This window comes from Streptomyces sp. NPDC056061 (assembly GCF_042266885.1).
In the GTDB taxonomy this organism is placed as follows: domain Bacteria; phylum Actinomycetota; class Actinomycetes; order Streptomycetales; family Streptomycetaceae; genus Streptomyces.
In genome coordinates this window covers 55,927-82,237 of sequence record NZ_JBHJWQ010000025.1, presented here as the reverse complement: position 1 = coordinate 82,237, position 26,311 = coordinate 55,927, and the positions used below count along the sequence as shown (strand labels likewise).

19 protein-coding genes are annotated in these 26,311 nt (G+C 71.8%); 15 read left to right on the top strand and 4 right to left on the bottom strand.

What is annotated here, in order from left to right:
• Positions 1-9 precede the first annotated feature (9 nt).
• Positions 10-1,044, bottom strand: a complete 1,035-nt coding sequence (locus ACFC79_RS28775; protein WP_376245853.1) for an adenosine deaminase — start codon at positions 1,042-1,044, stop codon at positions 10-12.
• Between the two features lie 133 nt (positions 1,045-1,177).
• Between ACFC79_RS28775 and ACFC79_RS28770 the strand changes: the two genes are divergently transcribed.
• A complete protein-coding gene (locus ACFC79_RS28770; RefSeq protein ID WP_376245850.1) occupies positions 1,178-1,888 on the top strand; it encodes a DUF4190 domain-containing protein in 711 nt (236 codons plus the stop codon).
• 104 nt (positions 1,889-1,992) lie between these two features.
• Here the strand turns inward: ACFC79_RS28770 and ACFC79_RS28765 are convergent, their stop codons facing one another.
• Positions 1,993-2,532: an NADAR family protein gene (locus ACFC79_RS28765; protein WP_376246001.1), complete on the bottom strand. Its 540-nt coding sequence runs from the start codon at positions 2,530-2,532 to the stop codon at positions 1,993-1,995.
• Positions 2,533-2,744: 212 nt separating this feature from the next.
• On the opposite strand from ACFC79_RS28765, the gene ACFC79_RS28760 reads away from it, so the two are divergent.
• From ACFC79_RS28760 to ACFC79_RS28725, 8 genes are all read left to right on the top strand, one after another.
• Positions 2,745-4,259, top strand: a complete 1,515-nt coding sequence (locus ACFC79_RS28760) for a gamma-aminobutyraldehyde dehydrogenase (protein ID WP_376245848.1) — start codon at positions 2,745-2,747, stop codon at positions 4,257-4,259.
• Positions 4,260-4,301: 42 nt separating this feature from the next.
• Positions 4,302-5,552, top strand: coding sequence for a PotD/PotF family extracellular solute-binding protein (locus ACFC79_RS28755; protein WP_376245845.1), 1,251 nt, complete (start codon positions 4,302-4,304; stop codon positions 5,550-5,552).
• Between the two features lie 120 nt (positions 5,553-5,672).
• Entirely contained in the window at positions 5,673-6,821 is a 1,149-nt protein-coding gene (locus ACFC79_RS28750; RefSeq protein ID WP_376245843.1) for an ABC transporter ATP-binding protein, read from the top strand.
• Entirely contained in the window at positions 6,818-7,744 is a 927-nt protein-coding gene (locus ACFC79_RS28745; RefSeq protein WP_376245840.1) for an ABC transporter permease, read from the top strand. Before ACFC79_RS28750 ends, ACFC79_RS28745 begins: the two co-directional genes overlap by 4 nt.
• Positions 7,744-8,544 (top strand): ABC transporter permease, encoded by an 801-nt coding sequence (locus ACFC79_RS28740; RefSeq protein ID WP_376245837.1) that lies wholly within the window; start codon positions 7,744-7,746, stop codon positions 8,542-8,544. Before ACFC79_RS28745 ends, ACFC79_RS28740 begins: the two co-directional genes overlap by 1 nt.
• Positions 8,545-8,599: 55 nt before the next feature.
• Complete coding sequence (locus ACFC79_RS28735; protein WP_376245834.1) at positions 8,600-10,015, top strand: NAD(P)/FAD-dependent oxidoreductase; 1,416 nt, start codon at positions 8,600-8,602, stop codon at positions 10,013-10,015.
• 136 nt (positions 10,016-10,151) lie between these two features.
• A complete protein-coding gene (locus tag ACFC79_RS28730; RefSeq protein WP_376245998.1) occupies positions 10,152-10,619 on the top strand; it encodes a hypothetical protein in 468 nt (155 codons plus the stop codon).
• A 194-nt stretch (positions 10,620-10,813) separates the two neighbouring features.
• Positions 10,814-12,640 (top strand): chitinase, encoded by a 1,827-nt coding sequence (locus tag ACFC79_RS28725; protein WP_376245832.1) that lies wholly within the window; start codon positions 10,814-10,816, stop codon positions 12,638-12,640.
• Here the strand turns inward: ACFC79_RS28725 and ACFC79_RS28720 are convergent.
• Entirely contained in the window at positions 12,625-13,212 is a 588-nt protein-coding gene (locus ACFC79_RS28720; RefSeq protein ID WP_376245829.1) for a phosphatase PAP2 family protein, read from the bottom strand. The two genes, ACFC79_RS28725 and ACFC79_RS28720, sit on opposite strands and share 16 nt — an antisense overlap.
• 429 nt (positions 13,213-13,641) lie before the next feature.
• Positions 13,642-14,982 carry a 4-aminobutyrate--2-oxoglutarate transaminase gene (gene gabT / locus ACFC79_RS28715; RefSeq protein WP_376245826.1) on the bottom strand — a complete coding sequence of 447 codons (1,341 nt, stop codon included), beginning with the start codon at positions 14,980-14,982 and terminating at the stop codon, positions 13,642-13,644.
• Between the two features lie 311 nt (positions 14,983-15,293).
• Between gabT and ACFC79_RS28710 the strand changes: the two genes are divergently transcribed.
• The 6 genes from ACFC79_RS28710 to ACFC79_RS28685 all read left to right on the top strand — a co-directional run bounded on the left by ACFC79_RS28710 (position 15,294) and on the right by ACFC79_RS28685 (position 26,226).
• Positions 15,294-17,738, top strand: a complete 2,445-nt coding sequence (locus ACFC79_RS28710) for an ATP/GTP-binding protein (RefSeq protein ID WP_376245824.1) — start codon at positions 15,294-15,296, stop codon at positions 17,736-17,738.
• Between the two features lie 124 nt (positions 17,739-17,862).
• Positions 17,863-19,449 (top strand): PucR family transcriptional regulator, encoded by a 1,587-nt coding sequence (locus tag ACFC79_RS28705; RefSeq protein WP_376245822.1) that lies wholly within the window; start codon positions 17,863-17,865, stop codon positions 19,447-19,449.
• Between the two features lie 328 nt (positions 19,450-19,777).
• The gene (locus tag ACFC79_RS28700; protein WP_376245819.1) at positions 19,778-21,223 is read left to right on the top strand and encodes an aldehyde dehydrogenase family protein; all 1,446 of its coding nucleotides are present in this window, start codon (positions 19,778-19,780) and stop codon (positions 21,221-21,223) included.
• A 395-nt stretch (positions 21,224-21,618) separates the two neighbouring features.
• Positions 21,619-23,565: an acyl-CoA dehydrogenase family protein gene (locus tag ACFC79_RS28695; protein ID WP_376245816.1), complete on the top strand. Its 1,947-nt coding sequence runs from the start codon at positions 21,619-21,621 to the stop codon at positions 23,563-23,565.
• 100 nt (positions 23,566-23,665) lie between these two features.
• The gene (gene dxr, locus ACFC79_RS28690; RefSeq protein ID WP_376245813.1) at positions 23,666-24,919 is read left to right on the top strand and encodes a 1-deoxy-D-xylulose-5-phosphate reductoisomerase; all 1,254 of its coding nucleotides are present in this window, start codon (positions 23,666-23,668) and stop codon (positions 24,917-24,919) included.
• Complete coding sequence (locus ACFC79_RS28685) at positions 24,916-26,226, top strand: RIP metalloprotease (RefSeq protein ID WP_376245810.1); 1,311 nt, start codon at positions 24,916-24,918, stop codon at positions 26,224-26,226. Before dxr ends, ACFC79_RS28685 begins: the two co-directional genes overlap by 4 nt.
• Positions 26,227-26,311 lie beyond the last annotated feature (85 nt).

The following is a 26,311-nucleotide window of genomic DNA, read 5'->3' as shown; positions in this document are numbered from 1 at the left end:
GACCGGGGATCACCGGCCGGCGCGCTCCAGCCAGTCGTTCGTGTACGTGTCGATCTCGGCGGCCAGGGCCCGCTTGCCCGCCGGGTCGAGGTACGAGGCATCGACCGCGTTCTTCGCCAGCGCCGCCAGGCCCCGCTCGTCCAGGCCGAGGAGGCGGGCGGCCACCCCGTACTCGTTGTTGAGATCGGTGCCGAACATCGGCGGGTCGTCGCTGTTGATGGTGACCAGGACCCCCGCCGCCACCATCTCCCGCACCGGGTGCCGCTCGATGTCGGCGACCGCGCGGGTGGCTGTGTTCGAGGTCGGGCACACCTCCAGCGGGATGCGGTGCTCGGCGAGGTGGGCCAGCAGTTCCGGGTCGCGGACGGAGCTGGTGCCGTGCCCGATGCGCTCGGCGCGCAGGTGGGTCAGCGCGTCCCACACGGTCTGCGGTCCGGTGGTCTCCCCGGCGTGCGGCACGGAGTGCAGCCCCTCCGCGATCGCCCGGTCGAAGAAGGGCTTGAACTGCGGGCGCTCCACCCCGATCTCCGGACCGCCGAGCCCGAACGAGACGAGTCCCTCGGGCCGCAGGCCGACGGCGAGCCGGGTGGTCTCCTCGGCCGCCTCCAGCCCGGCCTCGCCCGGGATGTCGAAGCACCAGCGCAGGACCACGCCGAGCTCCGCCTCGGCGGCCCTGCGGGCGTCCTCTATCGCCTCCATGAAGCCCTGCTCCGGGATGCCGCGCCGGGTCGAGCTGAACGGGGTGACGGTCAGTTCCGCGTAACGGATGTTCTGCCGGGCCATGTCCCGGGCGACCTCGAAGGTCAGCAGTCGGACGTCCTCCGGGGTGCGGATCAGATCCACGACGGAGAGGTAGACCTCGATGAAGTGGCGGAAATCGGTGAAGGTGAAGTAGTCGGCAAGCGCCTCGGGGTCGGTGGGGACCTTGGAGTCGGGGTGGTGCGCCGCCAGCTCGGCGACGATGCGGGGCGAGGCGGAACCGACGTGGTGGACGTGCAGTTCGGCCTTGGGCAGCCCCGAGACGAAGGGGGTCAGGTCGGTCATCGGACTCTCCGGTGGAGGGGTCTGGGGGACTGCCGGGCGTGCGAGGCCGGGCGGCGGACGGGCATCATCGTAGGCCGGGGCCTCCGCCACCGGACCGGGCCGTAGCATGACAGGACCACGATGGGGGAGGCCCATGTCTGACAACACACAGCAGCCCGAGGACGGGGCCGCGGCGCACGACCCGTGGGCCCCGCCGGACAGCAGGGTGCCCCTGGACAAGCCGGCCGGCGGCCCGCCGCCGCCCGCCGTGCACAACCAGCCGACGGTCACGGCCATGCCGGGGGTCGGGGGCGGCCCCGCCGACGCCGTCCCGGCGCCCGGTCCCGTGACGCCGCCAGCACCCGCCCCGGCCCCCGGAGCCGGGTTCGGGCAGGTACCGCCGCCGCCGATCGCGCCGAACGGCCCGGGACAGCAGGTCCCGCCGGCCGCGGGGCAGTACGGCTACCCGGCCGCGCCCGCCCCGCAGTACGGATATCCGGGATACCCCGGCTACCCCCAGGCGCCCTGGGGCGGCCCTCAGCCGGCCAACGGCATGGGAACGGCGGCCATGGTGCTCGGCATCCTGGCCCTCTGCACGTTCTGCATGTACGGGATACCGAGCATCGTCCTGGGCGTGCTCGCCCTGATCTTCGGCATCCTGGGGCGCAAGCGGGTGCAGCGGGGCGAGGCCAACAACAGCGGTCAGGCCCTGTCCGGCGTCATCATGGGGTCCATCGGCATCGCCATCGGGGTGGCGTTCATCGCCTTCTTCGTCTGGCTGCTCGTCGCCCACACCGAAGAGTTCGAGGACAGCGGCTACGACGACGGGTACTCCACGTCCCTGGTCGTCGACGTCACCCGCTGAGGGCGGTCCCGGCACCGGGGCCCGCTCCCGCGGCATCGCCGCATCCCGCCCGGCCGTCGGTGGACGAGACCTCGGTCCACCGGCCGCCGGGCGTTTGGCCGGGTTCATCCGGCGCGCAGCGCCGTCCGGGCGTCCATGAGGGCGAACCCGAGCAGATTCAGCCCGCGCCATGTCGCCGGGTTCTCGGCGCGCGGATCGTCCGCGGCCAGTCCGATGCCCCATATCCGGTCCATCGGGCTGGCCTCGACGAGGACTCGCTCCCCGGTGTTCAGCAGGAAATCGCGCAGATCCGCGTGGTGGGCGAACTTGTGCACGCTGCCGGCCACCACCAGCGCGAAGCGCTCGCGCCGCCACACCTCCTCGTCGAAGCCGCGGACCAGTCGGCCCGCCTTCTTCGCCTGGGCCGGGCTCTTCGCCGCCAGCGCCTGGGCCTCCGCCTCCGCGTCACCGAACAGCCGGGCCTTGGCGGCCATCATCCAGTGCTCGGCCGTCGCGTACCGCACGCCGTCGACCTCGAACGGTGACGGCCACCACTGGCTGAGGCAGCTCGCGCCGACGCGGCCGTCGGGGCGCGGACGGTGCCCCCAGAAGTGCAGGTACTTCACCCGCTCGCCCCGTCGGGTCCGTGCCAGGAGGTCGTCCATGTGTTCCATGACATGCGAGTCTGGCATCCGCCACTGACACTCCGTACCGGTAATTCCGCGCCGACGCGACACATGGTCGAAGGATTCCGTCGCGTAACCAAAAGGCAACAACGGAATCACTTGTTGGGGTTGTTCGCCTCTGTCAGGATCGGCACTCAAATCGAGCAGAAGCTACGCCGCCGACCTGTGGGCACGCGGCGGAGGAGAGCGTCATGGGCAACAGCATCCAGGTGCGGGACCGCTTCGCGGACGGTGCACAGTACATCGGCGGAAAGCTGCGGTCCGGCACATCGGGACGCCACCACGACGTGGTGAACCCGGCGACGGGCGAGACGGTCCACACCTACGAACTGGCGAGCACCGCCGATGTCGACGCGGCCGTAGCCGCCGCCCGCGAGGCGTTCCCCGGCTGGTCGGGCGCGACGCCCGCCGAGCGGTCCGAGGCGATGCACCGCTTCGCCGCCGTCCTCGCCGAGCAGGCCGACGACTTCGCGTACGTCGAGTCCCTCCAGTGCGGCAAGCCGATCAAGCTCTCCACCGAGTTCGACGTGCCCGGCACCGTCGACAACACCTCCTTCTTCGCGGGCGCCGCCCGCCATCTGGAGGGCAGGTCGGCCGCCGAGTACGACGGCGACCACACCTCGTACGTACGCCGCGAGGCGATCGGCGTCATCGGCTCGATCGCGCCCTGGAACTACCCGCTCCAGATGGCCGCCTGGAAGATCCTCCCGGCCGTCGCCGCAGGCAACACCATCGTGCTGAAGCCCGCCGAGATCACCCCGCTGACCTCGCTGATGTTCGCCCAAGCGGCCACCGTGGCGGGCATCCCGGACGGCGTGATCAACATCGTCAGCGGCACCGGCAAGGAGGCCGGCGAACACCTCGTCGGACACCCGGACGTCGTGATGACCTCCTTCACCGGCTCCACCGCCGTCGGCAAGCGGGTCGCGGAGATCGCCACCTCCACCGTCAAGCGCCTCCACCTCGAACTCGGCGGCAAGGCCCCCTTCGTCGTCTTCGACGACGCCGATCTGGAGGCCGCGGTCCACGGCGCGGTCGCCGGGGCGCTCATCAACACCGGCCAGGACTGCACCGCCGCCACCCGCGCCTACGTCCAGCGCCCCCTGTACGACGCGTTCGTGCAGGGCGTCGCGGAGCTGATGGAGACCGTCCGGCTCGGTGATCCCTTCGACCCCTCGACCGACCTCGGCCCGCTGATCAGCCATGTCCAGCGGGACCGGGTCGCCGGATTCGTCGAGCGCGCCCGCGCGTACGCCACCGTCGTCACCGGCGGCGAGGCACCCGGCGGCGACCTCGCGGCCGGCGCCTACTACCGGCCGACCCTGATCGCCGGGGCCGCCCAGGACAGCGAGATCGTCCAGTCCGAGATCTTCGGCCCGGTGCTGGTCGTGCTGCCCTTCGACTCCGACGACGAGGGCATCCGCCTCGCCAACGACACCCCGTACGGACTCGCCGCCTCCGCCTGGACCCGCGACCTGTACCGGGCGAACCGCGCCACCCGCGAGATCAAGGCGGGCTGCGTCTGGGTCAACGACCACATTCCGATCATCAGCGAGATGCCGCACGGCGGATACAAGGCCAGCGGCTTCGGCAAGGACATGTCGTCGTATTCCTTCGAGGAGTACACGCAGATCAAGCACGTGATGTACGACAACACCGCGGTCGCCCGCAAGGACTGGCACCGCACGATCTTCGGGGACCGATAGTCCGGCCGACCCCGGCCACACCCACCCGAAAGGGCAACGCGTATGGAGCAGTACGAGCCCGAGCGCCTCTCCGCGGCCCAATTGGCCGCGATGCGGCGCAGTCTGACCAGCGGCCGGGGCGCCCTGACCCGCCGATCGCTGCTGCGCGCCTCCGCACCGGGGGCGCTCGCGCTCGGCGGTCTGGGCACGCTGAGCGCGTGCGGCATCCCGCCGGCGAAGCGGGAGACGGGCGCGGCGGCGGCCTCCGACGACCACTCGGCCGAGGAGAAGCAGGTCAACTTCTCCAACTGGACCGAGTACATGGACGTCACCGACGACGGCAAGCACCGGCCCACCCTGGAGACGTTCACGCAACGCACCGGGATCAAGGTCAAGTACACCGAGGACATCAACGACAACGTCGAGTTCTTCGGGAAGATCAAGCCGCAGCTCGCGGCGGGCCAGGACACCGGGCGCGACCTCATCTGCGTCACCGACTGGCTGGCCGCCCGCGTCGTCCGTCTCGGCTGGGCACAGCCGCTCGACGCGTCGAACCTCCCGAATGCCTACGCGAACCTGTCGGCCCAGTTCCGCTCGCCGGACTGGGACCCCGGCCGCGTCCACTCGTATCCGTGGGCGGGCATCCCCGCCGTCATCGCCTACAACTCCAGGGCGACCGGGGGCCGCAAGGTCGACTCCATCGGTCAGCTGCTCGACGACCCGAAGCTCAAGGGCCGGGTCAGCTTCCTGTCGGAGATGCGCGACTCCGTCGGCCTGACCCTGCTCGACATGGGCAAGGACCCCGGAAAGTTCACCGACGCCGACTACGACGCCGCGATCGGCCGCATCCAGAAGGGCGTCGACAGGAAGCAGATCCGGCGCTTCACCGGCAACGACTACACGGCCGACCTGGACAAGGGCGACATCGCCGCCTGCGTCGCCTGGGCCGGGGACATCATCCAGCTGCAGGCCGGGAACCCGGACATCAAGTACGCCATACCGGCCGCCGGTTACGTCATATCCAGCGACAACCTGCTCGTCCCGGTGAAGGCCCGGCACAAGACCAACGCCGAGAAGCTCATCGACCACTACTACGAACCGACGACCGCGGCCCGGCTCGCCGCGTACATCAACTTCGTCTGCCCGGTCGACGGGGTCCGCGACGAGCTCGCGAAGATCGACAAGGCCATGGCCGACAACGTACTGATCCTCCCGGACGAGGAGATGGCGGCCAGGTCGCACGCCTTCCGCTCGCTGTCCGCGGAGGAGGAGACGGCGTACGAGGAGAAGTTCGCCAAGCTCATCGGCGCCTGAGGCGCCCGTCCGGAGCCCCGGCCGTCCCGGGGCTCCCACAGCCGGCCGCGGCACGATTCCGCCCCGCCCGGCGCCCCGCCCTTCCTTCCCGACCCCCCGACACCACTGGGACCGCGACCCATGACACAGCAGCAGTCCGGCGGCGACGTCCGCCTCACCGGGATCAGCAAGACGTACGGCTCCTTCACCGCCGTCAAGCCGCTCGACCTGACCGTCCCGCAGGGTTCCTTCTTCGCGCTCCTCGGCGCGTCCGGCTGCGGCAAGACCACCACCCTGCGGATGATCGCCGGGCTGGAGGAGGCCACCACCGGCACCGTCCTGCTCGGCGACCGGGACATCACCGGTCTTCCCCCGTACAAACGGCCCGTCAACACCGTCTTCCAGAGCTACGCGCTCTTCCCGCACCTCGACATCACCGAGAACATCGCCTTCGGGCTGCGCCGCAGGGGCATCAAATCGGTGAAGAAGCAGGTCGACGAGATGCTGGACCTCGTCCAGCTCGGCGACTTCGCCAGGCGCAAGCCGCACCAGCTCTCCGGCGGCCAGCAGCAGCGCGTCGCCGTGGCCCGCGCACTGATCAACCACCCGCAGGTGCTGCTCCTCGACGAACCGCTCGGCGCCCTCGACCTGAAACTGCGCCGCCAGATGCAGTTGGAGCTCAAGCGCATCCAGACCGAGGTCGGCATCACCTTCATCCACGTCACCCACGACCAGGAGGAGGCCATGACCATGGCCGACACGGTCGCGGTGATGAACGGCGGCCGGGTCGAGCAACTCGGCGCCCCCGCCGACCTGTACGAGAACCCGAGGACGACCTTCGTCGCCAACTTCCTCGGCACCTCCAACCTCATCGAGGGCGAGATCGTCTCCGCGGACGGCGATGTCGTCGTGGCGGCCGGGGGCGGGAAGCTGCGGATGCCCCGCGAGCGGTGCGCCGCCCCGGCCACGAGCGGCGGCAGGCTGCTGCTCGGGGTGCGACCGGAGAAGATGTCGCTGGTCCCCGCCGACGAGGCGGACGCGATAGCCGACGGCCGCAACCGGGTCACCGGCCGGATCGTCGACTCCAGCTTCATCGGCGTCTCCACCCAGTACGTGGTGGAGAGCCCGGCGGGCAAGGCGCTCCAGGTGTACGAGCAGAACGTCGAGCGGCGCGCGGGCCTCACGGCCGGCGCCGAGGTCGTCCTGCACTGGAACCCGGCGCACACCTTCGGACTCGACGCCGACCAGGACATCGCGGCGGGCGTGGAGACGGTGGAGGACGCGGCGTGACCGCCACCCAGGCGCCACCCGTCGCGCCCGTCACCCAGCCGGCGATCCGCAAGCCGTCCACCCGCAAGCGCCTCGTCCCCTACTGGCTGCTGCTCCCCGGCATCCTGTGGCTCGTCGTCTTCTTCGCGCTGCCGCTCGTCTACCAGGCATCGACCTCCGTGCAGACCGGCTCCCTGGAGAAGGGCTTCGAGGTCACCTGGCACTTCCAGACGTACTGGGACGCGCTGAAGGACTACTACCCGCAGTTCGTCCGGTCCCTGCTCTACGCGGGCACCGCCACGATCCTGTGCCTGCTGCTCGGCTACCCGCTGGCGTACCTCATCGCCTTCAAGGCGGGCCGGTGGCGCAACATCGTGCTCGTGCTGGTCATCGCGCCGTTCTTCACCAGCTTCCTGATCCGCACCCTCGCCTGGAAGACGATCCTCGCGGACGGCGGCGCGGTCGTCGACATGCTGAACACGCTGCACGTCCTGGACATCACCGACTGGCTCGGATGGACCGAGTCGAACCGGGTGCTGGCCACCCCGATGGCCGTGGTCTGCGGCCTCACGTACAACTTCCTGCCGTTCATGATCCTGCCGCTCTACACCTCGTTGGAGCGGATCGACGGCAGGCTGCACGAGGCTGCCGGGGACCTCTACGCCACCCCCGCCACCACCTTCCGCAAGGTGACCTTCCCGCTGTCCATGCCGGGGGTCGTCTCCGGAACGCTGCTGACCTTCATCCCGGCCAGCGGCGACTACGTCAACGCGGAACTGCTGGGCTCCACCGACACCAAGATGGTCGGCAGCGTGATCCAGACCCAGTTCCTGCGCGTCCTCGACTACCCGACGGCGGCCGCGCTCTCCTTCATCCTCATGGCGGTCGTCCTGGTCATGGTCACCGTCTACATCCGCCGCTCCGGGACGGAGGACCTGGTCTGATGCCCGTACTGCGCTGGATACGGCGGAACCTCGTCGTCATCGCGGGTCTGCTGACCCTCGCCTACCTGATCCTCCCGAACATCGTCGTGATGGTGTTCTCGTTCAACAAGCCGAAGGGCCGCTTCAACTACGCCTGGCAGCACTTCTCCACGGACGCCTGGAAGGACCCGTGCGGAGTCGCCGACATGTGCGGCTCGCTCTCGCTCTCCCTCCAGATCGCCGGCTGGGCCACGCTCGGCGCGACGGTCCTGGGCACGATGATCTCGTTCGCGCTGGTCCGCTACCGGTTCCGGGCGCGCGGCGCGATCAACTCGCTGATCTTCCTGCCGATGGCGATGCCGGAGGTCGTCATGGCCGCCTCATTGCTCACCCTGTTCCTGAACATGGGCGCGCAGCTCGGCTTCTGGACGATCCTCATCGCGCACATCATGTTCTGCCTGAGCTTCGTCGTGACGGCGGTCAAGGCGCGGGTGATGTCGATGGACCCGCGCCTGGAGGAGGCGGCCCGCGACCTGTATGCGGGTCCCGTGCAGACCTTCCTGCGGGTGACCCTGCCGATCGCCGCCCCCGGGATCGCGGCGGGAGCACTGCTCGCCTTCGCGCTCTCGTTCGACGATTTCATCATCACCAATTTCAACGCGGGCTCCACCGTGACCTTCCCCATGTTCGTCTGGGGATCGGCGCAGCGTGGCACGCCCGTGCAGATCAACGTCATCGGTACGGCCATGTTCATCATCGCCGTGCTGGTGGTCGTCGCCGGCCAGCTGATCGCGAACCGGCGGAAGAACAGCGCGCGCTAGCGTGCGACCGCGTGCGCAGCGCAGCGCGCGGAAAGCCCTGAAGGAGTTGGAAGTCATGGCCCCAGAAGCCATGCGTTCGGCCGCACCCTCACTCATGGACGCCAGTCCCGTACCGTTCTGGCTGGACGACCCCGGCAGGCCGGCGGCACTGCCCCCGCTCACCGGCGACGAACACTGCGACCTCCTCGTCGTGGGCGGCGGCTACAGCGGACTGTGGACCGCTCTGATCGCCAAGGAGCGCGACCCGCAGCGGGACGTCGTCCTGATCGAGGGACGCGAGGTGGGCTGGGCGGCCTCGGGCCGCAACGGCGGCTTCTGCGCCGCCTCCCTCACCCACGGCCTGCCCAACGGCCTGGACCGGTGGCCGGACGAGATCGGGAAGCTGGAGGAGCTGGGCGCGCGGAACCTCGACGCCATCGAGGCCGCCGTCGCCCGCTATTCCATCGACTGCGAGTTCGAGCGCACCGGTGAGATCGACGTCGCCACCGAGCCGCACCAGCTGGAGGAACTCCGCGAGTGGCACCGGGACGCCGAGCGGCTCGGTTTCACCGGGCTGGAGTTCCTGGACCGGGACGCGCTGCGCGCCGAGGTGGACTCGCCCACCTTCCTGGGCGGGCTCTGGGACCGGGACGGCGTCGCGATGCTGCACCCCGCCAAGCTGGCCTGGGGACTGAAGCGGGCCTGTCTCGATCTCGGCGTACGGATGTACGAGAACACCCGGGGTGTCGACCTGGCCGGGACCGCCACCGGTATGACGGTCCGCACGCCGCACGGCAGGGTCCTCGCCCGCCGGGTGGCGCTCGGGACGAACGTCTTCCCGTCGCTGGTCAGGCGGGTGCGTCCGTACACCGTGCCGGTCTACGACTACGCGCTGATGACCGAGCCGCTCACCGACGAGCAGCTCGGCTCGATCGGCTGGCGGAACCGTCAGGGCCTGGGCGACAGCGCCAACCAGTTCCACTACTTCCGGCTGTCCGCCGACAACCGGATCCTGTGGGGCGGTTACGACGCCGTCTACCCGTACGGGGGGCGGCTGAGCAACGCGCTCGACCAGCGCCCCGAGACCTTCCACAAGCTCGCGGGCCAGTTCTTCGTCTGCTTCCCGCAGCTGGAGGGGGTCCGGTTCAGCCACGCCTGGGGCGGGGCGATCGACACCTGCTCCCGTTTCTCCGCGTTCTTCGGGACCGCCCACCGGGGCCGGGTCGCCTATGCCGCCGGGTACACCGGGCTCGGCGTGGGGGCCACCCGGTTCGGCGCCGAGGTGATGCTCGACCTGCTGGCGGGCGAGCGGAACGAGCGGACCGGACTGGAGATGGTCCGCCGCAAGCCGTTGCCGTTCCCGCCGGAGCCGTTCGCCTGGACCGGGATCGAACTCACCAAGAGGTCCCTGGCCAGGGCGGACGCCAACGGCGGGCACCGCAACCTGTGGCTGCGGACCCTGGACCGGGTGGGGCTCGGCTTCGACAGCTGAGCCGCCCCTGCGGCCGACGTGACGTAGATCACTACCAGTGGGTAACAAACTCGCGTAAGAGTGCGGCGTCAACCCTCTCTCCCCATGTGGACGTACCGGCGAAACGGAGCCGGTGGACACGGAACGGAGACTGGTCATGGCCGGTGGCGCGGGGGCGGAAACAGCGGTCGAGTGGCTCGCATCGGCGGCACCCGACCCGGATGTCTGCCGGTGGGAGTGGGAGCGCGATCCCAGGGGGATCGCGCTCCTTCCTGCCGGCAGGCGCTGGGACGTACTGATTCTTCCGGGGGAGCTCGGGCATCCCACGCTCGATGTGCTCACCCGCCTCGTCGACCGGCCCGGACCGGTCCTCTCCGACTTCGGCGACGCCCGGATGGGCTTCTTCGTGCCGCCGGGCACTGCCGACCGCTGGGTCGGCACCGGTGTGCGGGGGGCCGGTCGGGGGACATGGATCGTCGTGCCGCACCCGGGGCGGCGGGCCGTCGTCGGCCCGGTGCGCTGGCTGATCCCGCCGGACGGTGCGGGAACGCTCAACGATGCGACGCTCCTCGAACTCGCCATGCACGAGGCGGCGGCCATGCGGGCCGGGAGGGGCGGCGACTGACGGGGCGAAACGAGTGGAACGGTCCGGTTCGATGCGGCGGGAGGTGCGTACGGGGGCGGGGGTGCCACGGGGATGAAATGAACGGACGGCAGCGCTCCGGTGTGGTCGGAGTGCTGCCAGAGGTCTTGACAACCCGATTGGTCTGGACCATGTTGTGGCCGCCGCACTCAATTCCCCCCTGTACGGAGGCCGTTGTGGAACGCACGGGACCCCCTGCCCGATTTACCGGACTTCTTGCCGCCTTCTCGGCCGCCCTGCTCGCCGCGGGCGGCCTCGCCGCCACCGCCCCCTCGGCCGCCGCCGCCGACGCGGACCTCGCCCGGAACGGAGGCTTCGAGGCGGGCCTGGACGGCTGGAGCTGTACCGGTGGTAGCGGTGCGGTCGTCAACACGCCCGCCCACGGCGGCACTTCGGCGCTCAAGGCCACCCCGTCCGGCGGCGACAACGCCACGTGCTCCCAGACCGTCACGGTCCGGCCGGACTCCACGTACACACTGAGCGCCTGGGTGCAGGGGAGCTACGTCTACCTCGGCGCGACCGGCACCGGCACCACCGACGTGTCCGCCTGGGCGCAGTCGGCGCCCGACTGGAAGCAGCTCAGCACCACCTTCAGGACCGGGCCGAACACCACCTCGGTGACCGTCTACACCCACGGCTGGTACGGCACCCCGGCCTACTACGCCGACGACCTCACCCTGGTCGGCCCCGGCGGCGCCCCCGCCGAGCTGCCCGCCGTTCCCACCGGGCTGAAGGCGGGCACGGCCACCGCCTCCTCGGTCGACCTGTCCTGGACCGGCTCCACCGGTGCCACCGGCTACAACGTCTACCGGGGCGGCACCGAGGTCCTCTCCGTCACCGGCACCTCCGCCACCGTGAGCGGGCTGACCGCGTCGACCGCGTACAGCTTCCAGGTGACCGCGACCAACTCCGCGGGCGAGTCCGCCAAGTCCGCCGCCGTCCAGGCCACCACCACGGCGGGCGGCGGGGGAGGGAACGGCGGCAAGCTGCCCGCCCACGCGCTCGTCGGCTATCTGCACGCCAGCTTCGCCAACGGCTCCGGCTACACCCGGATGGCGGACGTGCCCGACTCCTGGGACGTCATCGACCTGGCCTTCGGCGAGCCGACCTCGGTCACCTCCGGCGACATCCGCTTCTCGCTCTGCCCGGTCACCGAGTGCCCGAACGTCGAGTCCGTCGACGAGTTCAGGGCCGCCATCAAGGCCAAGCAGGCCGCCGGAAAGAAGGTCCTGATCTCCATCGGCGGCCAGAACGGCCATGTGCAGCTCACCACCGCCGCCGCCCGCGACACCTTCGTCTCCTCCGTCAGCAAGATCATCGACGAGTACGGTCTGGACGGCCTCGACATCGACTTCGAGGGCCACTCGCTCTCGCTGAACACCGGGGACACCGACTTCCGGAACCCGACCACCCCGGTCGTGGTCAACCTGATCTCCGCGGTGAAGACCCTCAAGGCCAAGTACGGCGAGAAGTTCGTCCTCACCATGGCCCCCGAGACCTTCTTCGTCCAGCTCGGCTACCAGTACTACGGCTCCGGCCCCTGGGGCGGCCAGGACCCCCGCGCCGGCGCCTACCTCCCGGTCATCCACGCGCTGCGGGACGACCTGACCCTGCTGCACGTCCAGGACTACAACTCCGGCTCGATCATGGGCCTGGACGACCAGTACCACTCGATGGGCGGCGCGGACTTCCACATCGCCATGATCGACATGCTGCTCACCGGGTTCCCGGTGGCCGGTGACCAGACCAAGGTCTTCCCCGCGCTCCGCCCCGACCAGGTGGCGATCGGCCTGCCCGCGTCCACCCAGGCCGGCAACGGCCACACCTCGCCCGCCGAGGTCACCAAGGCGCTCAACTGCCTCACCAAGAAGACCGACTGCGGCTCCTACACCACCCACGGCACCTGGCCGGACCTGCGCGGCCTGATGACGTGGTCGATCAACTGGGACCGCTTCAACAACGGGGAGTTCTCGAAGAACTTCGACGCCTACTTCGGCCGCTGACGCGACCGCGGGCGTCCGGCGCGACCACCGGCCCGCGCCGATCCCCAGGTCGTGAGCCCCAGGGGCAGGAGCAGCAGTCCGCACAGGAACCAGCTGCCCAGCACGTCCAGCGGCCAGTGGTAGCCGCGCAGCACCAGACCGATGCCCGTCCCCGCCGTCACCGAGACAGCGGCGACGGGCATCATCCATGCGCGCCGCACGTACCGCGCGACGAGCAGCGCCGCCGCGCCGTACGCCACGGCCGCCGTCGCGGCATGGCCCGAGGGGTAGTAGCCGGTGGCGTCGGTCAGCGGACCGGAACGGCCGATCCCGTTCTTCAACGGGACGACCAGCAGGGGCACCGCCGCCATGGCGAGGGCCGCGCACAACGGTGCCCGCCGCTGCCCGCGCACCAGCGCCCACACGATCGCGCAGCCCAGCACCGGCAGCGCCACCTGCATGTTGCCGAGATCGGCGAGGAATTCGGTGAGCCGCGCCGGGCCGTGCCCGACAACGGCGCGGGCGACCCGCTCGTCCGCCCGGCGCAGCGGCCCGTCGGCCACGACCTGCCAGGTGGTGAGCGAGAGGAGCACCAGGAGGGCGCAGAGCCCGGAAACGAGAAGGGCCGGCCGCCCGGGAACAGGGGGGGAGGTTCCGGGGCGGCCGGTCGGATCGGGTTGCCGCGCGCCCCGGGGGGTCTGGGGCGAGCGGCCATCCGATCGGTGAGGAGGTCCGGAGCCGAGGGCCCCGGTGGTGTGCGCGAAGGCACGACCGGGACGGTGCTGGGGAAGCACCGGACCGGCACCGCCGGCAGTCCCCTGCGGGCGGGGTGTCTCTCTCATCTGCGAAAACCGTACGACAGTCGAGGGGGGACCGACAGGCGGAAACGTATCCCGCCATCGGCCCCCCACACCTTCTTCACAGGGCGTCACGCGGCCCCCGGTATCCCGGCGAGGGCATCACACGGCCCCCACCGGGAACGGCCGCGCACCGCGATCCGGAGGGGCGTGGCCCGGCCGGGATCAGAGCGCGGCGAAGCCCTGCTCGATGACGTCGAGCGCCTCGTTGAGCAGGTCCTCGCCGATGACCAGCGGCGGCAGGAAGCGCAGGACGTTGCCGTACGTGCCACAGGTGAGGACGAGCACGCCCTCCGCGTGGCAGACCTTGGCCAGCGTCGCGGCGGCCTCCGGGTTCGGGTCCTTCGAACCGGACTTCACCAGCTCGATCGCGATCATCGCGCCGCGGCCCCGGATGTCACCGATCACGTCGCCGTTCGGCAGCTTCGCCTGCATCTCGGCGAGCCGCCCCTTCATGATCTCCTCGATGCGCTTCGCCTTCCCGTTCAGGTCCAGCTCGCGCATCGTCTCGATGGCGCCGAGCGCACCCGCGCAGGCCACCGGGTTCCCGCCGTAGGTGCCGCCGAGGCCGCCGGGGTGGGCGGCGTCCATGATCTCGGCGCGGCCGGTCACGGCGGACAGCGGCAGCCCGCCCGCGATGCCCTTGGCGGTGGTGATCAGGTCCGGGACGATGCCCTCGTCCTCGCAGGCGAACCACTGTCCGGTGCGGCAGAAGCCGGACTGGATCTCGTCGGCGACGAAGACGATGCCGTTGTCCTTGGCGAACTGGGCGATCGCCGGGAGGAAGCCCTTGGCCGGCTCGATGAAGCCGCCCTCGCCGAGCACCGGCTCGATGATGATCGCGGCGACGTTCTGGGCGCCGATCTGCTTGGTGATCTGCTCGATCGCCTGGGCGGACGCCTCGGCACCGGCGTTCTCGGCACCGGTGGGCCAGCGGTAGCCGTAGGCCACCGGCACCCGGTGGACGTCGGGGGCGAACGGGCCGAAGCCCTGCTTGTACGGCATGTTCTTGGCGGTCAGCGCCATCGTGAGGTTGGTGCGGCCGTGGTAGCCGTGGTCGAAGACGACGACGGCGGTGCGCTTGGTGTAGGCGCGGGCGATCTTCACCGCGTTCTCGACGGCCTCGGCGCCCGAGTTGAACAGCGCGGACTTCTTGGCGTGGTCGCCCGGGGTCAGCTCGGCGAGCCGCTCACAGACCTCGACGTACCCCTCGTAGGGCGTGACCATGAAGCAGGTGTGGGTGAAGTCGGCGAGCTGCGCGGAAGCGCGGCGCACTACGGCCTCGGCGGAGGCGCCGACCGAGGTGACGGCGATGCCGGAACCGAGGTCGATCAGACGGTTGCCGTCCACGTCCTCGATGATCCCGCCGTCGGCACGGGCGGTGAAGACCGGCAGGGTGGAGCCCACGCCCGCCGCCACCGTCGCGGTGCGGCGGGCCTGAAGCTCCACCGACTTCGGGCCGGGAATGGCGGTGACGAGGCGACGCTCCTGCGGGAGAGAGGTCATGCGGGGCTCCTGTGGGGTGTTTCGGACGCTTCTCCTTGCAGGCTAGGTCCGGGTCCGGGGGTCCGGCATGTTCCGTTCGGGAGTGGTGGCCGGTCGGGGTTGTCCGCCACGGACATAGCGAGGGGGCCGCGCGGCGAGCGGCGCGGTGCCGCGGGGAGTCCCGGTCCCCGGGGCCGCACGGCGTCGGGCACGGCTCACGGGGGAGTCCCGCTCCCGGCCCCGATCCGGGGAGCCTTGCTGAACTCGCCCTGTACGCGCACTAGATTGACCGGGGCAGCGGACGGACCCGGCCGGTCAGGGGGCAACGGTTCATGACGAGCGACGACACGCACGGTGTGCGTGGTGTGCGTGGCACGAGCGGTACGGAGCAGGAGGGCGGCCGCCCCGAGCCGCCCCGCCGCCCGGTGCCGCGCCCGGCGGGGCCGCCGCCCGCCGCCCCGCCGCCGCCCGCCGGAGCTCCCCGGACCGTCCCGCCACCGGCGGCCCCGCCGATGCCCGCCGGTCCCGCCGGGACCGGGCCGTCGGTCGTGGAGTGGCTGAACACCGTGCGGCCCGCCGCCGCACCGGGCGTCTGGCGGTACGGGCACGTGCCGCGCGCCGCCGAGAAACCGCCGCGCCCCTCCCTCCTCGGGCCGTTGATCGCCCTGGGGCTCTGGCTGCTGTTCTGGGTGCTGCTGTCGGACTTCCGCATCCCGTACGTGAAGGTGCCCCTGGTGGCCCTCACGCCGGGGGACTGGTGGGTGTTCGAGACGCTGCGGGCGGGCTACGTCCCGGCCGCCGCATACAGCATCGAGACGCTCTACTACCAGGCGTTGGCGCTGATCGCCGGGCTGTGGGCCGCCCGCGTCGGGAACTGGGCCGGGCTCTTCCGGTACTGGGCGGGCCCCCGCCCGGAGCGCGCCCGGCTGATGCTCTCGGGCCTCGGAGCCCTGCTCGCCCTGTGGCTGGTGTGGAGCTACAAGGTGCCGCTGGTGGACGTCCTGCTGTATTTCATGCAGGACTGGCTGCTGAGCGGGGACAAGGCCCTGGCGACCCTGGCCGGCTACATCTCCTACGCGCTTCCCAGCGTCCTGGTCGTGTGGCCGATCGCCCGGGCCGGACGATGGGCCACCGCTCTGCGGGGTCTGCGGGCACGCCGCGCCGCGCCGCGCCCGCAGACCGCGAAGGGCTCGCCGTCCGCGACCGGAACGGACGCGGCGCACTGGCCGCAACTGCGGGCCGCCGGCCTCACCGACGCGGCGGAGGTGCTCAGCTCGGCCGTGCGCGCCGGACGGATGAACGACGTCGACTGCGCCCGCGTGACCCACGCCTGGGCGCGGACCCGGAACAGTCACGACGGCACCGCGCCCTTCGACCGGGCGGTGATGCGCCAGGGGGCCGATGCCTTCCTGCACCCCTCGGGGCACCGGGACCTCCCCCGCCGGACCGCGCGCCACGACCTGCTGGCCGGCCAGGTCCGCATCGGCGACTGCCCGGACGACGAACGCAACCCGTACCCGCGCCGGGGGTCCGGCGTGGCCCTGGACCCCGCCGTCCTGGGCGCGTCCCTGCTGGCGGTCGGTCCGCCCGGCGCGGGCAAGACCGCCAGGCTGGTGCGTCCGGTCGTCGAGAGCCTGGCCCTCCAGGCTCTCGCGGGCCGGACCGCGGTGCTCGTCGTGGGCGCCGCCGGAGCGCCCCTCGGCCCCGACGACGCCTACGACGTCGTCGTGAGGATCGGCGATCCCGCGTCCGTCCACGACTTCGACCTGTACGGGGGATCGACCGACCCCGACGAGGCCGCGGCCGTGCTCGCGGAAGGTCTGGCCGGAGACGTTCCCGGCCTGGACGGCCGACGCGCGGCCCTGGTCCTGGCACAGCTGCTCGGCCCCTACCGCGCCGTCCACGGATGCTTCCCGACGGTCCCGGAGCTGCGGGAACTGCTGGCGGGGGACGCGTCCGCGCTCGACCGGCTGCGGCGTTCGCTGGAGGCGGGCGGCCACCCGGCCATGCTCCGTGAGCTGGACGCGCGGACCCGGCAGACGGGCGGCGCGGGGGACCCCGCGCCGGTGCTGGCCGACCGGGTCGCCCTCCTCGACCGGCCCGCGTTCGCCGGGTTCTTCGCCACCGGCGAGGACGCCCGCCCGTTCTCCCCGCGATCCCTCGTGCAGCACCCGCTCCGGGTCAGGATCGACCTGCCGGAGCGCGCCCACGCCGGCGCGTCCCGGGTGCTGGCCCGTCTCGTCCTCGCGCAGTTCAACGCCGTCGCCGCGGCCCGTACCGACCGGTCGATCTTCGCCTGTCTGGTGCTGGACGACGCGACGCACACGGTCACCGCCGAGACCGTCCAGGGGCTCAGGCGGCTCAGGTCGGTGAACGCCGGTGCGGTCCTGGCCCTGCGCACCATCGAAGACGTCCCCGAGGGGCTGCACGCGGCCCTGCTGGGTGCGGTCGGCTGCGGCATGATCTTCTCCGGCGTCACCACCTGGGACGGGAAGCGGTTCTCCGAGACCTGGGGCAAGGAATGGGTGTCCGTCCGCGAGGTGGCCCAGCACGGGGTCTTCGCCGAGCAGCCGTTCACCCGCGCCATGCACGCCCTGCGCAAGCTCGCCACCGGCAAGGCGGTCACCGTCGACGCCGTCACCGTGCGCCAGGTGGAACGCGAACGCTGGTCCGCCTCCGCGCTGGCCCACGAACTGCCCGCCGGGCACGCGGTCCTCTCCCTGACCACGGTCGACGGCGAACACACGCCCCCGCTGCTGGTGCGGCTGGCGGACTGACGACCCGGGGAGCAGGGGGAACGGATCAGCGAGTGGTCGCGACGGACTCTGCCGTCCTGGCAGAATCGAGGGGAGCCGTTCATACGGGACGGCGAAAACGACTTCCCGAGGTTCCTCGCTCCCCATGCCCCCCACTCTCGCCTCGCTCGTCCAGCATTCGGCGCTCAGGCTCACCGTGCGCGCGGGGGCGGACCGGCTCGACGCACCCGTCCGCTGGGCCCATGCCAGTGAGCTGACCGACCCGGTTCCGTACATGGAGGGCGGCGAGTTCCTGCTCGTCACCGCCACCAACCTGGACGCCGAGGACCCCGAGGCGATGCGGCGCTACGCGCGACGGCTGGCCGGGGCCGGAGTCGTCGGCCTCGGCTTCGCCGTCGGCGTCAACTACGACGAGGTGCCCCGCGCACTGATCGACGCCGCCGAGGAGGTGGGGCTGCCGCTCCTGGAGGTGCCGCGCCGCACCCCGTTCATCGCCATCGCCAAGGCCGTGTCGTCGGCGATCGCCGCCGAGCAGTACCAGGCGGTGACGGCGGGGTTCGCGGCCCAGCGGGAGCTGACGAAGGCCGCGCTGGCGGGCGACGGACCCGGCGAACTCCTCGGCCGGCTCGCCGCGCACGTCGACGGCTGGGCGGCCCTCTACGACACCTCCGGCGCGGTCGTCGCCGCCGCACCCGAGTGGGCCGCCCGCCGGGCCGCCCGGCTCACCCCCGACGTGGAACGGCTGCGGGAGCGCCCCGCCCCGGCCAGCGTCGTCGTCGGCGGCACCGACGACCGGGTCGAACTCCAGTCCCTGGGCACCGGCCGCCGGGTCCGCGGCGCCCTGGCCGTCGGCACCGGCGCGGCACTGGGCACCGCCGAGCGGTACGCGGTGCACTCGGCGGTCGCCCTGCTGACCCTCACCACCGCCCGCTCACGCTCTCTCCAGGGCGCCGAACAACGACTGGGCGCGGCCGTGCTGCGCATGCTGCTCGCCGGGCAGCCGGATCACGCCAGGGCCGTTGCCGGGGACCTGTACGGAGACCTGCTCGACGCCCCGTTCCGGCTGGTCATGGCCGAGGCCGAGGCCCCCGCGACCACGACGGGGCTGGGCGAGGCGATGGAGGCCGCGTCCTTCCGGACCGGCGAGGCGCTGCTGGCCGTCCCCGAGGGCGGACGGCTCGTCGTCCTCGCCGCGGACGGGGGAGCGGTGGTCGCCGCCTGCACGGCGTACACGGAGGCGCAGGAGGCCCGGGAGACGCGGCCGCCGTGCGAACCGTCGGCGGCCCAGGAGGACCAGGTGGTCGTGGGCCTCTCCGCCCCGTCCGGTCCGATCGCCGCGGTCGCCGCGTACAAACAGGCCGAACAGGCGCTGTCGGTGGCCCGCCGCCGGGGCAGGGCCCTGGTGGAGCACGAGGAGCTCGTCGCGGGCTCGGTGCTGCCGCTGCTCGCGGACGACGCGGTGCGCGCCTTCGCGGACGGCATGCTCCGGGCACTGCGCGAGCACGATGCCAAGGGGCGGGGCGACCTGGTCGCCTCGCTGCGCGCCTGGCTCTCCCACCACGGCCAGTGGGACGCCGCCGCCGCCGACCTGGGCGTGCACCGGCACACCCTGCGCTACCGGATGCGCCGGGTGGAGGAGATCCTGGGCCGCTCGCTGGACGATCCGGACGCCAGGATGGAGCTGTGGCTGGCGCTGAAGGCCACGAGCACGCCGCCGGAGCCGGAGGCGTAGCACCGGCCGGGGACCCGGGCCCGTTCCCACCGTCGCGTGTCGCTCGCGGGCGGTCGTGGCCGCGTGTGTGCCGTGTGCGCGCCCGGAGGCGCAGCACCGGCCGGGGACGAGGTCGTGCGCCGGGGCGCGTTCCCGCCGACGGCTCGTCGCCCCCGGGCCGCAGGGGCCGCGGGAGCGACGTTGCGCGCGCCCGGAGACGCACCGGCCGGATCCGACAATCCGGCGTATCCCCGCGCTCCACTGCTCCACGCAGGACAAACGCCAGGACGGCCGCACGGCCCTACGGTGGGGGCAGCACACCCCACGACTCCGAAGGGCCGGAACCTCCATGACTGCCACCCACGCCTTCTGGCTCGCCGGCCGCCCGGCCACCGGTGAGGACAGCTTCGACGTCACCAACCCCTGGGACGGCCGTCTCGTCGGCACCGTCGCGGTGCCCACCGACGCGCAGATCGAGGAGGCCGTCGCGGCCGCGCACGCCGTGCGCGAGGAGTTCGCCGCGACCCCGGCCCACGTCCGTGCCGCCGCGCTCGACCACGTCGTACGACGGCTCGTGGAGCGCACCGAGGAGATCGCCCAGCTGATCTCCGCCGAGAACGGCAAGCCGATCAAGTGGGCGCGCGGTGAGGTCGGCCGCGCCGTCTCCGTGTTCCGCTTCGCCTCCGAGGAGGCCCGTCGCTTCAACGGCGGCGACGCCCAGCGCCTCGACACCGACGCCGGCGGCACCGGCCGCCTCGGCCTGACCCGGCGCTTCCCGCGCGGCACGGTCCTCGGCATCGCGCCGTTCAACTTCCCGCTGAACCTCAGCGCCCACAAGGTCGCCCCGGCCATCGCCGTCGGTGCCCCGATCATCCTGAAGCCCGCCCCGGCCACCCCGATCTCCTCGCTGATCCTGGGCGAGATCCTGGCCGAGACCGACCTGCCGGCCGGTTCCTGGTCCGTGCTGACGGTCCCCAACGACCGGATGCCCGCCCTGGTCCAGGACGAGCGCCTGCCCGTCATCTCCTTCACCGGCTCCGGCCCGGTCGGCTACTCGATCCTGGAGTCGGTGCCGCGCAAGCACTGCACCCTGGAGCTGGGCGGCAACGCCGCCGCGGTCGTCCTCGGCGACTACGCCTCCGAGGAGGACCTGGACTGGGCCGCGAACCGCATCGCGACCTTCTCCAACTACCAGGGTGGCCAGTCCTGCATCTCGGTGCAGCGGGTCATCGTGGACGCCGCGGTCCACGACCGGCTGCTCCCGAAGATCGTCGCCGCCGTCGAGGCGCAGGTCACCGGCGACCCGTCGGACCCCGCCACCGAGGTAGGCCCGCTGGTCAGCGAGGACGCGGCCAAGCGCGTCGAGTCCTGGGTCGACGAGGCGGTACGCGCCGGCGCCCAGCTGCTCACCGGCGGCAAGCGGGACGGCGCCACCTACGCCCCGACCGTGCTCACCGAGCTCCCGGACGGTGTCACCCTCTCCTGCGAGGAGGTCTTCGGCCCGGTGCTCTCCGTGCAGAAGGTCGACGGCGAGGCCGAGGCGTTCGCCGCCGTCAACTCCTCCAAGTACGGCCTCCAGGCCGGTGTGTTCACGCACGACCTGCAGACCGCCTTCCGCGCCCACCGCGCCCTGGAGGTCGGCGGCGTGATCATCGGCGACGTCCCCTCCTACCGGGCCGACCAGATGCCGTACGGCGGTGCCAAGCAGTCCGGCGTCGGCCGCGAGGGCGTCCGCTACGCCATGGACGACTACACCTACGAGCGCGTGCTGGTCCTCACCGGCCTCGCCCTGTAGTTCCGAGAACGGGATCGGGGGATCCGCGGACGGGGCCGGGAGGTTCCGGGGAGCGGATCGGAACGATCCACCGGCGCCGCCTGCGATCCGCCTGGACAGCATGAGCAGGCGGAGGCGAGGACGGTCCGTGCCCACTGTGCGGGGGCGCGGGCCGTCCTCGTGCGTTCGCGCGCACCGCGACCCGCACAGCCGGAGCGCCCTGTCACCACGGGGCCGCCCGGTGGAGTGGCGGCGCGGCGGCCCCGACCCGATCGCCGTCCGGGAATGGTGACAGGTGCGTGAATCGGGTACATCAGGACATATGACACCGGCCGTCACGGCGTGGAGGGCGTCCATCGGCGCCGCCCGCCCCGGCCGCGTCCGTCCACCCGGCACCGCGGCGAAATGAGTTCCTCATGTCCGCCCCATCCGCACCGCAGAACATCTCCGTGGTCACCGAGCGCGAGGCGCGCCGCGTGGCCGAGGCCGCCCGAGAACAGGACTGGCACAAGCCCAGCTTCGCCAAGGAGCTCTTCCTCGGGCGCTTCCGGCTCGACCTGATCCACCCGCACCCGCTGCCCTCCGCCGACGACACGCGGCGCGGCGAGGCGTTCCTCGCCCGGCTGCGCGACTTCTGCGAGACCCGGGTCGACGGCGCCCTGATCGAGCGCGAGGCGAGGATCCCCGACGAGGTGATCAAGGGGCTCAAGGAGCTCGGCGCCCTCGGGATGAAGATCGACCCCGCGTACGGCGGGCTCGGCCTCACCCAGGTCCACTACAACAGGGCCCTCGCCCTGGTCGGTTCCGTCAGCCCCGCGATCGGCGCGCTGCTCTCCGCCCACCAGTCCATCGGCGTGCCGCAGCCGCTGAAGCTCTTCGGCAGCCAGGAGCAGAAGGACGCCTTCCTGCCCCGGCTGGCGAGCACCGACATCTCGGCGTTCCTGCTCACCGAACCGGACGTCGGCTCCGACCCGGCCCGGCTCGCCACCTCGGCGGTCCCGGACGGCGAGGACTACGTCCTGGACGGCGTGAAGCTGTGGACGACCAACGGCGTCGTCGCCGACCTGCTCGTGGTGATGGCGCGTGTCCCGGAGTCCGACGGCCACCGGGGCGGCATCACCGCCTTCGTCGTCGAGGCGGACTCCCCGGGCATCACCGTCGAGCACCGCAACGCCTTCATGGGCCTGCGCGGCATCGAGAACGGCGTCACCCGCTTCCACCGCGTCCGGGTCCCGGCCGCGAACCGCATCGGCCCCGAGGGCGCCGGGCTCAGGATCGCCCTCACCACGCTCAACACCGGACGGCTCTCGCTGCCCGCCATGTGCGTCGGCGCCGGGAAATGGTGCCTGAAGATCGCCCGCGAGTGGTCGGGGGTCCGCGAGCAGTGGGGCCGGCCGGTCGGCCGCCACGAGGCCGTCGGCGCCAAGATCTCCTTCATCGCCGCGACCACCTTCGCCCTGGAGGCGATGGTCGAACTCGCCTCCCAGATGGCGGACGAGCAGCGCAACGACATCCGGATCGAGGCGGCCCTCGCCAAGCTCTACGGCTCCGAGATGGGCTGCCTGATGGCCGACGAGCTCGTCCAGATCCGCGGTGGCCGGGGCTTCGAGACCGCCGCGTCCCTCGCCGCCCGCGGCGAGCGGGCCGTCCCCGCCGAGCAGCTCCTGCGCGATCTGCGGATCAACCGGATCTTCGAGGGCTCCACCGAGATCATGCACCTGCTGATCGCCCGGGAGGCCGTCGACGCCCACCTGAAGGTCGCCGGGGACATCATCGACCCCGACAAACCCCTGTCCGCCAAGGCGCGGGCGGGCGCGAACGCGGCAGGCTTCTACGCCCGCTGGCTGCCCCGCCTCGTCGCCGGACCCGGCCAGCTCCCCGGCACCTACGGGGAGTTCGACCACCCCGGACACCCCGACCTGTCCCCGCACCTGCGCCACGTCGAACGCTGCTCCCGCAAGCTCGCCCGCTCCACCTTCTACGCCATGTCGCGCTGGCAGGGGCGGATGGAGACCAAGCAGAACTTCCTCGGCCGGATCGTCGACATCGGCGCGGAACTCTTCGCGATGAGCGCCGCCTGCGTCCGCGCCGAACTGCTGCGCTCCTCCGGGGACCACGGCCGCGAGGCGTACCGGCTCGCCGACACCTTCTGCCGCCAGTCCCGCATCCGGGTCGAGGAACTCTTCGGCCGACTCTGGTCCAACACCGACGCGCAGGACCGGCGGATGACCGACGGCGTCCTGTCCGGCGCGTACACCTGGCTGGAGGAGGGCGTCATCGACCCGAGCGGCGACGGCCCGTGGATCGCCGACACCACCCCGGGGCCGTCCGCCCGGGACGACGTCCGCCGCCCCGTCCGCTGACCGGTCCGCCCACTGGACCCGACGGTTCCGGTTGCCCCGCCCGGCCGGGCGGGGGGACGCACTGTCCACACCCGCGTCCGGAGCGGCAACAATGGGGGGCATGAGCGACAGCCCTGCCCCCCTCGCCGACCCGCATCTCATCCACGACGCCGCGGAAGGCCGCCGGGATCTCGTCATCCTCGGCTCCACCGGTTCCGTCGGCACCCAGGCCATCGACCTGGTGCTGCGCAACCCCGACCGCTTCCGCGTCACCGGGCTCGCTGCCGCGGGCGGCCGCGTCGGCCTCCTCGCCGAGCAGGCCCGGCAACTGCGGGTGCGCACCGTCGCCGTCTTTGCCGAGGATGCCGTACCGGCCCTCCGGGAGGCGCTGCGCGAGCGGTACGGGGCGGGCGAGCCGCTTCCCGAGATCCTCGCCGGACCCGAGGCCGCCGCCGAACTCGCCGCCTCCGACTGCCACACGGTGCTCAACGGCATCACCGGCTCCATCGGGCTCGCGCCCACGCTCGCCGCGCTCCGGGCGGGCCGCACCCTCGCCCTCGCCAACAAGGAGTCGTTGATCGTCGGCGGCCCGCTGGTGAAGGAGCTGGCCGAGCCCGGCCAGATCATCCCGGTCGACTCCGAGCACGCTGCCCTCTTCCAGGCACTCGGCGCGGGCACCCGCGCCGACGTGCGCAAGCTCGTCGTCACCGCCTCCGGCGGTCCCTTCCGCGGACGCACCCGGGACGAGCTCGCGAACGTCACCCGCGAGGAAGCGCTCGCCCACCCGACCTGGGCCATGGGACCGGTCATCACGATCAACTCCGCCACCCTGGTCAACAAGGGACTGGAGGTCATCGAGGCGCACCTCCTCTACGACATCCCCTTCGACCGGATCGAGGTCGTGGTCCACCCCCAGTCCTACGTCCACTCCATGGTGGAGTTCACCGACGGCTCCACACTGGCCCAGGCCACGCCCCCGGACATGCGGGGCCCGATCGCCGTCGGCATCGGCTGGCCCCGGCGCGTCCCGGACGCCGCACCCGCCTTCGACTGGTCGAAGGCGTCCAGCTGGGAGTTCTTCCCGCTCGACGACGAGGCGTTCCCGTCCGTGGGACTGGCCCGGCACGTGGGCACGCTCGGTGCCACCGCCCCCGCCGTCTTCAACGCCGCGAACGAGGAATGCGTCGACGCGTTTCTGGCGGGACGGCTGCCGTTCACCGGAATCATGGATACGGTCACGGCGGTGGTGGCCGAACACGGAACCCCCGCCACGGGAACTTCGCTCACGGTCGCAGACGTCCTGGAAGCGGAGACCTGGGCACGCGCCCGGGCCCGTGAACTCTCGGCGAAAGCGACAGCGGAGGCGCGCGCATGAGCATTTCGACGGTCCTGCTGACGATTCTCGGCATCGCCGTCTTCGTCATCGGCCTGCTGTTCTCGATCGCCTGGCACGAACTCGGCCACCTGTCGACGGCGAAACTCTTCGGGATCCGCGTCCCCCAGTACATGGTCGGCTTCGGCCCGACGATCTGGTCGCGGAAGAAGGGCGACACCGAGTACGGCATCAAGGCCATTCCGGCCGGCGGCTACATCCGCATGATCGGCATGTTCCCGCCCGGACCGGACGGACGCCTGGAGGCACGGTCCACGTCCCCGTGGCGCGGAATGATCGAGGACGCCAGGTCCGCGGCCTTCGAGGAGCTCGAACCCGGTGACGAGAAGCGCCTCTTCTACACGCGCAAGCCGTGGAAGCGCGTCATCGTGATGTTCGCCGGACCGTTCATGAACCTGGTCCTCGCCGTCGCGATCTTCCTCGGCGTGGCGATGACCTTCGGATTCCAGACCCAGACCACCGAGGTCGCGGGCGTCCAGCAGTGCGTGATCCCGCAGAGCGAGAACCGTGACACCTGCAAGAAGTCCGACGACGTCTCGCCCGCACAGGCCGCCGGGCTCAAGAAGGGCGACAAGATTGTCGCCTTCGACGGCCAGAAGGTCGACGACTGGGCCACGCTCTCGGAGAAGATCCGCGACACCATCGGCCCGGCCACCCTCACCGTCCAGCGCGACGGCCGGGAGCAGACCCTGCACGCCGTGCTCAAGAAGAACACGGTGGCCGCCAAGGACTCCAAGGGCGAGGTCATCCCCGACAAGTTCGTCCCGGCCGGCTACCTCGGCTTCGCCGCGCAGACCGAGATCGTCCCGCTCTCCTTCGGCGACTCGGTCGTCCGCATGGGAGACATGATCGAGAACGGCGTCGACTCGATCATCGCCCTGCCGTCGAAGATCCCCGACCTGTGGAACGCCGCCTTCGGCGACGGCGAACGCGCGGCGGACTCGCCGGTGGGCGTCGTCGGGGCCGCCCGGATCGGCGGCGAGGTGATGACGCTGGACGTACCGGCGCAGAACCAGATCGCGATGATGCTGTTCCTGCTGGCCGGGTTCAACCTCTCGCTGTTCCTGTTCAACATGCTGCCGCTGCTGCCGCTCGACGGCGGGCACATCGCCGGGGCGCTCTGGGAGGCCCTGCGCCGCAACGTGGCACGGGTCTTCAGGCGTCCCGACCCGGGCCCCTTCGACGTGGCCAAGCTGATGCCGGTCGCCTATGTCGTCGCGGGCGTCTTCATCTGCTTCACGCTGCTGGTGCTGGTCGCCGACATCGTGAATCCGGTCAAGATCACCTGACCCGGCGGCCGGACGGGGAGCGGATCATCCACCGTCGGTGACGGCTTGGACGCACGGTGTGCGTCCGGGCCGTCGTCGTACGCGG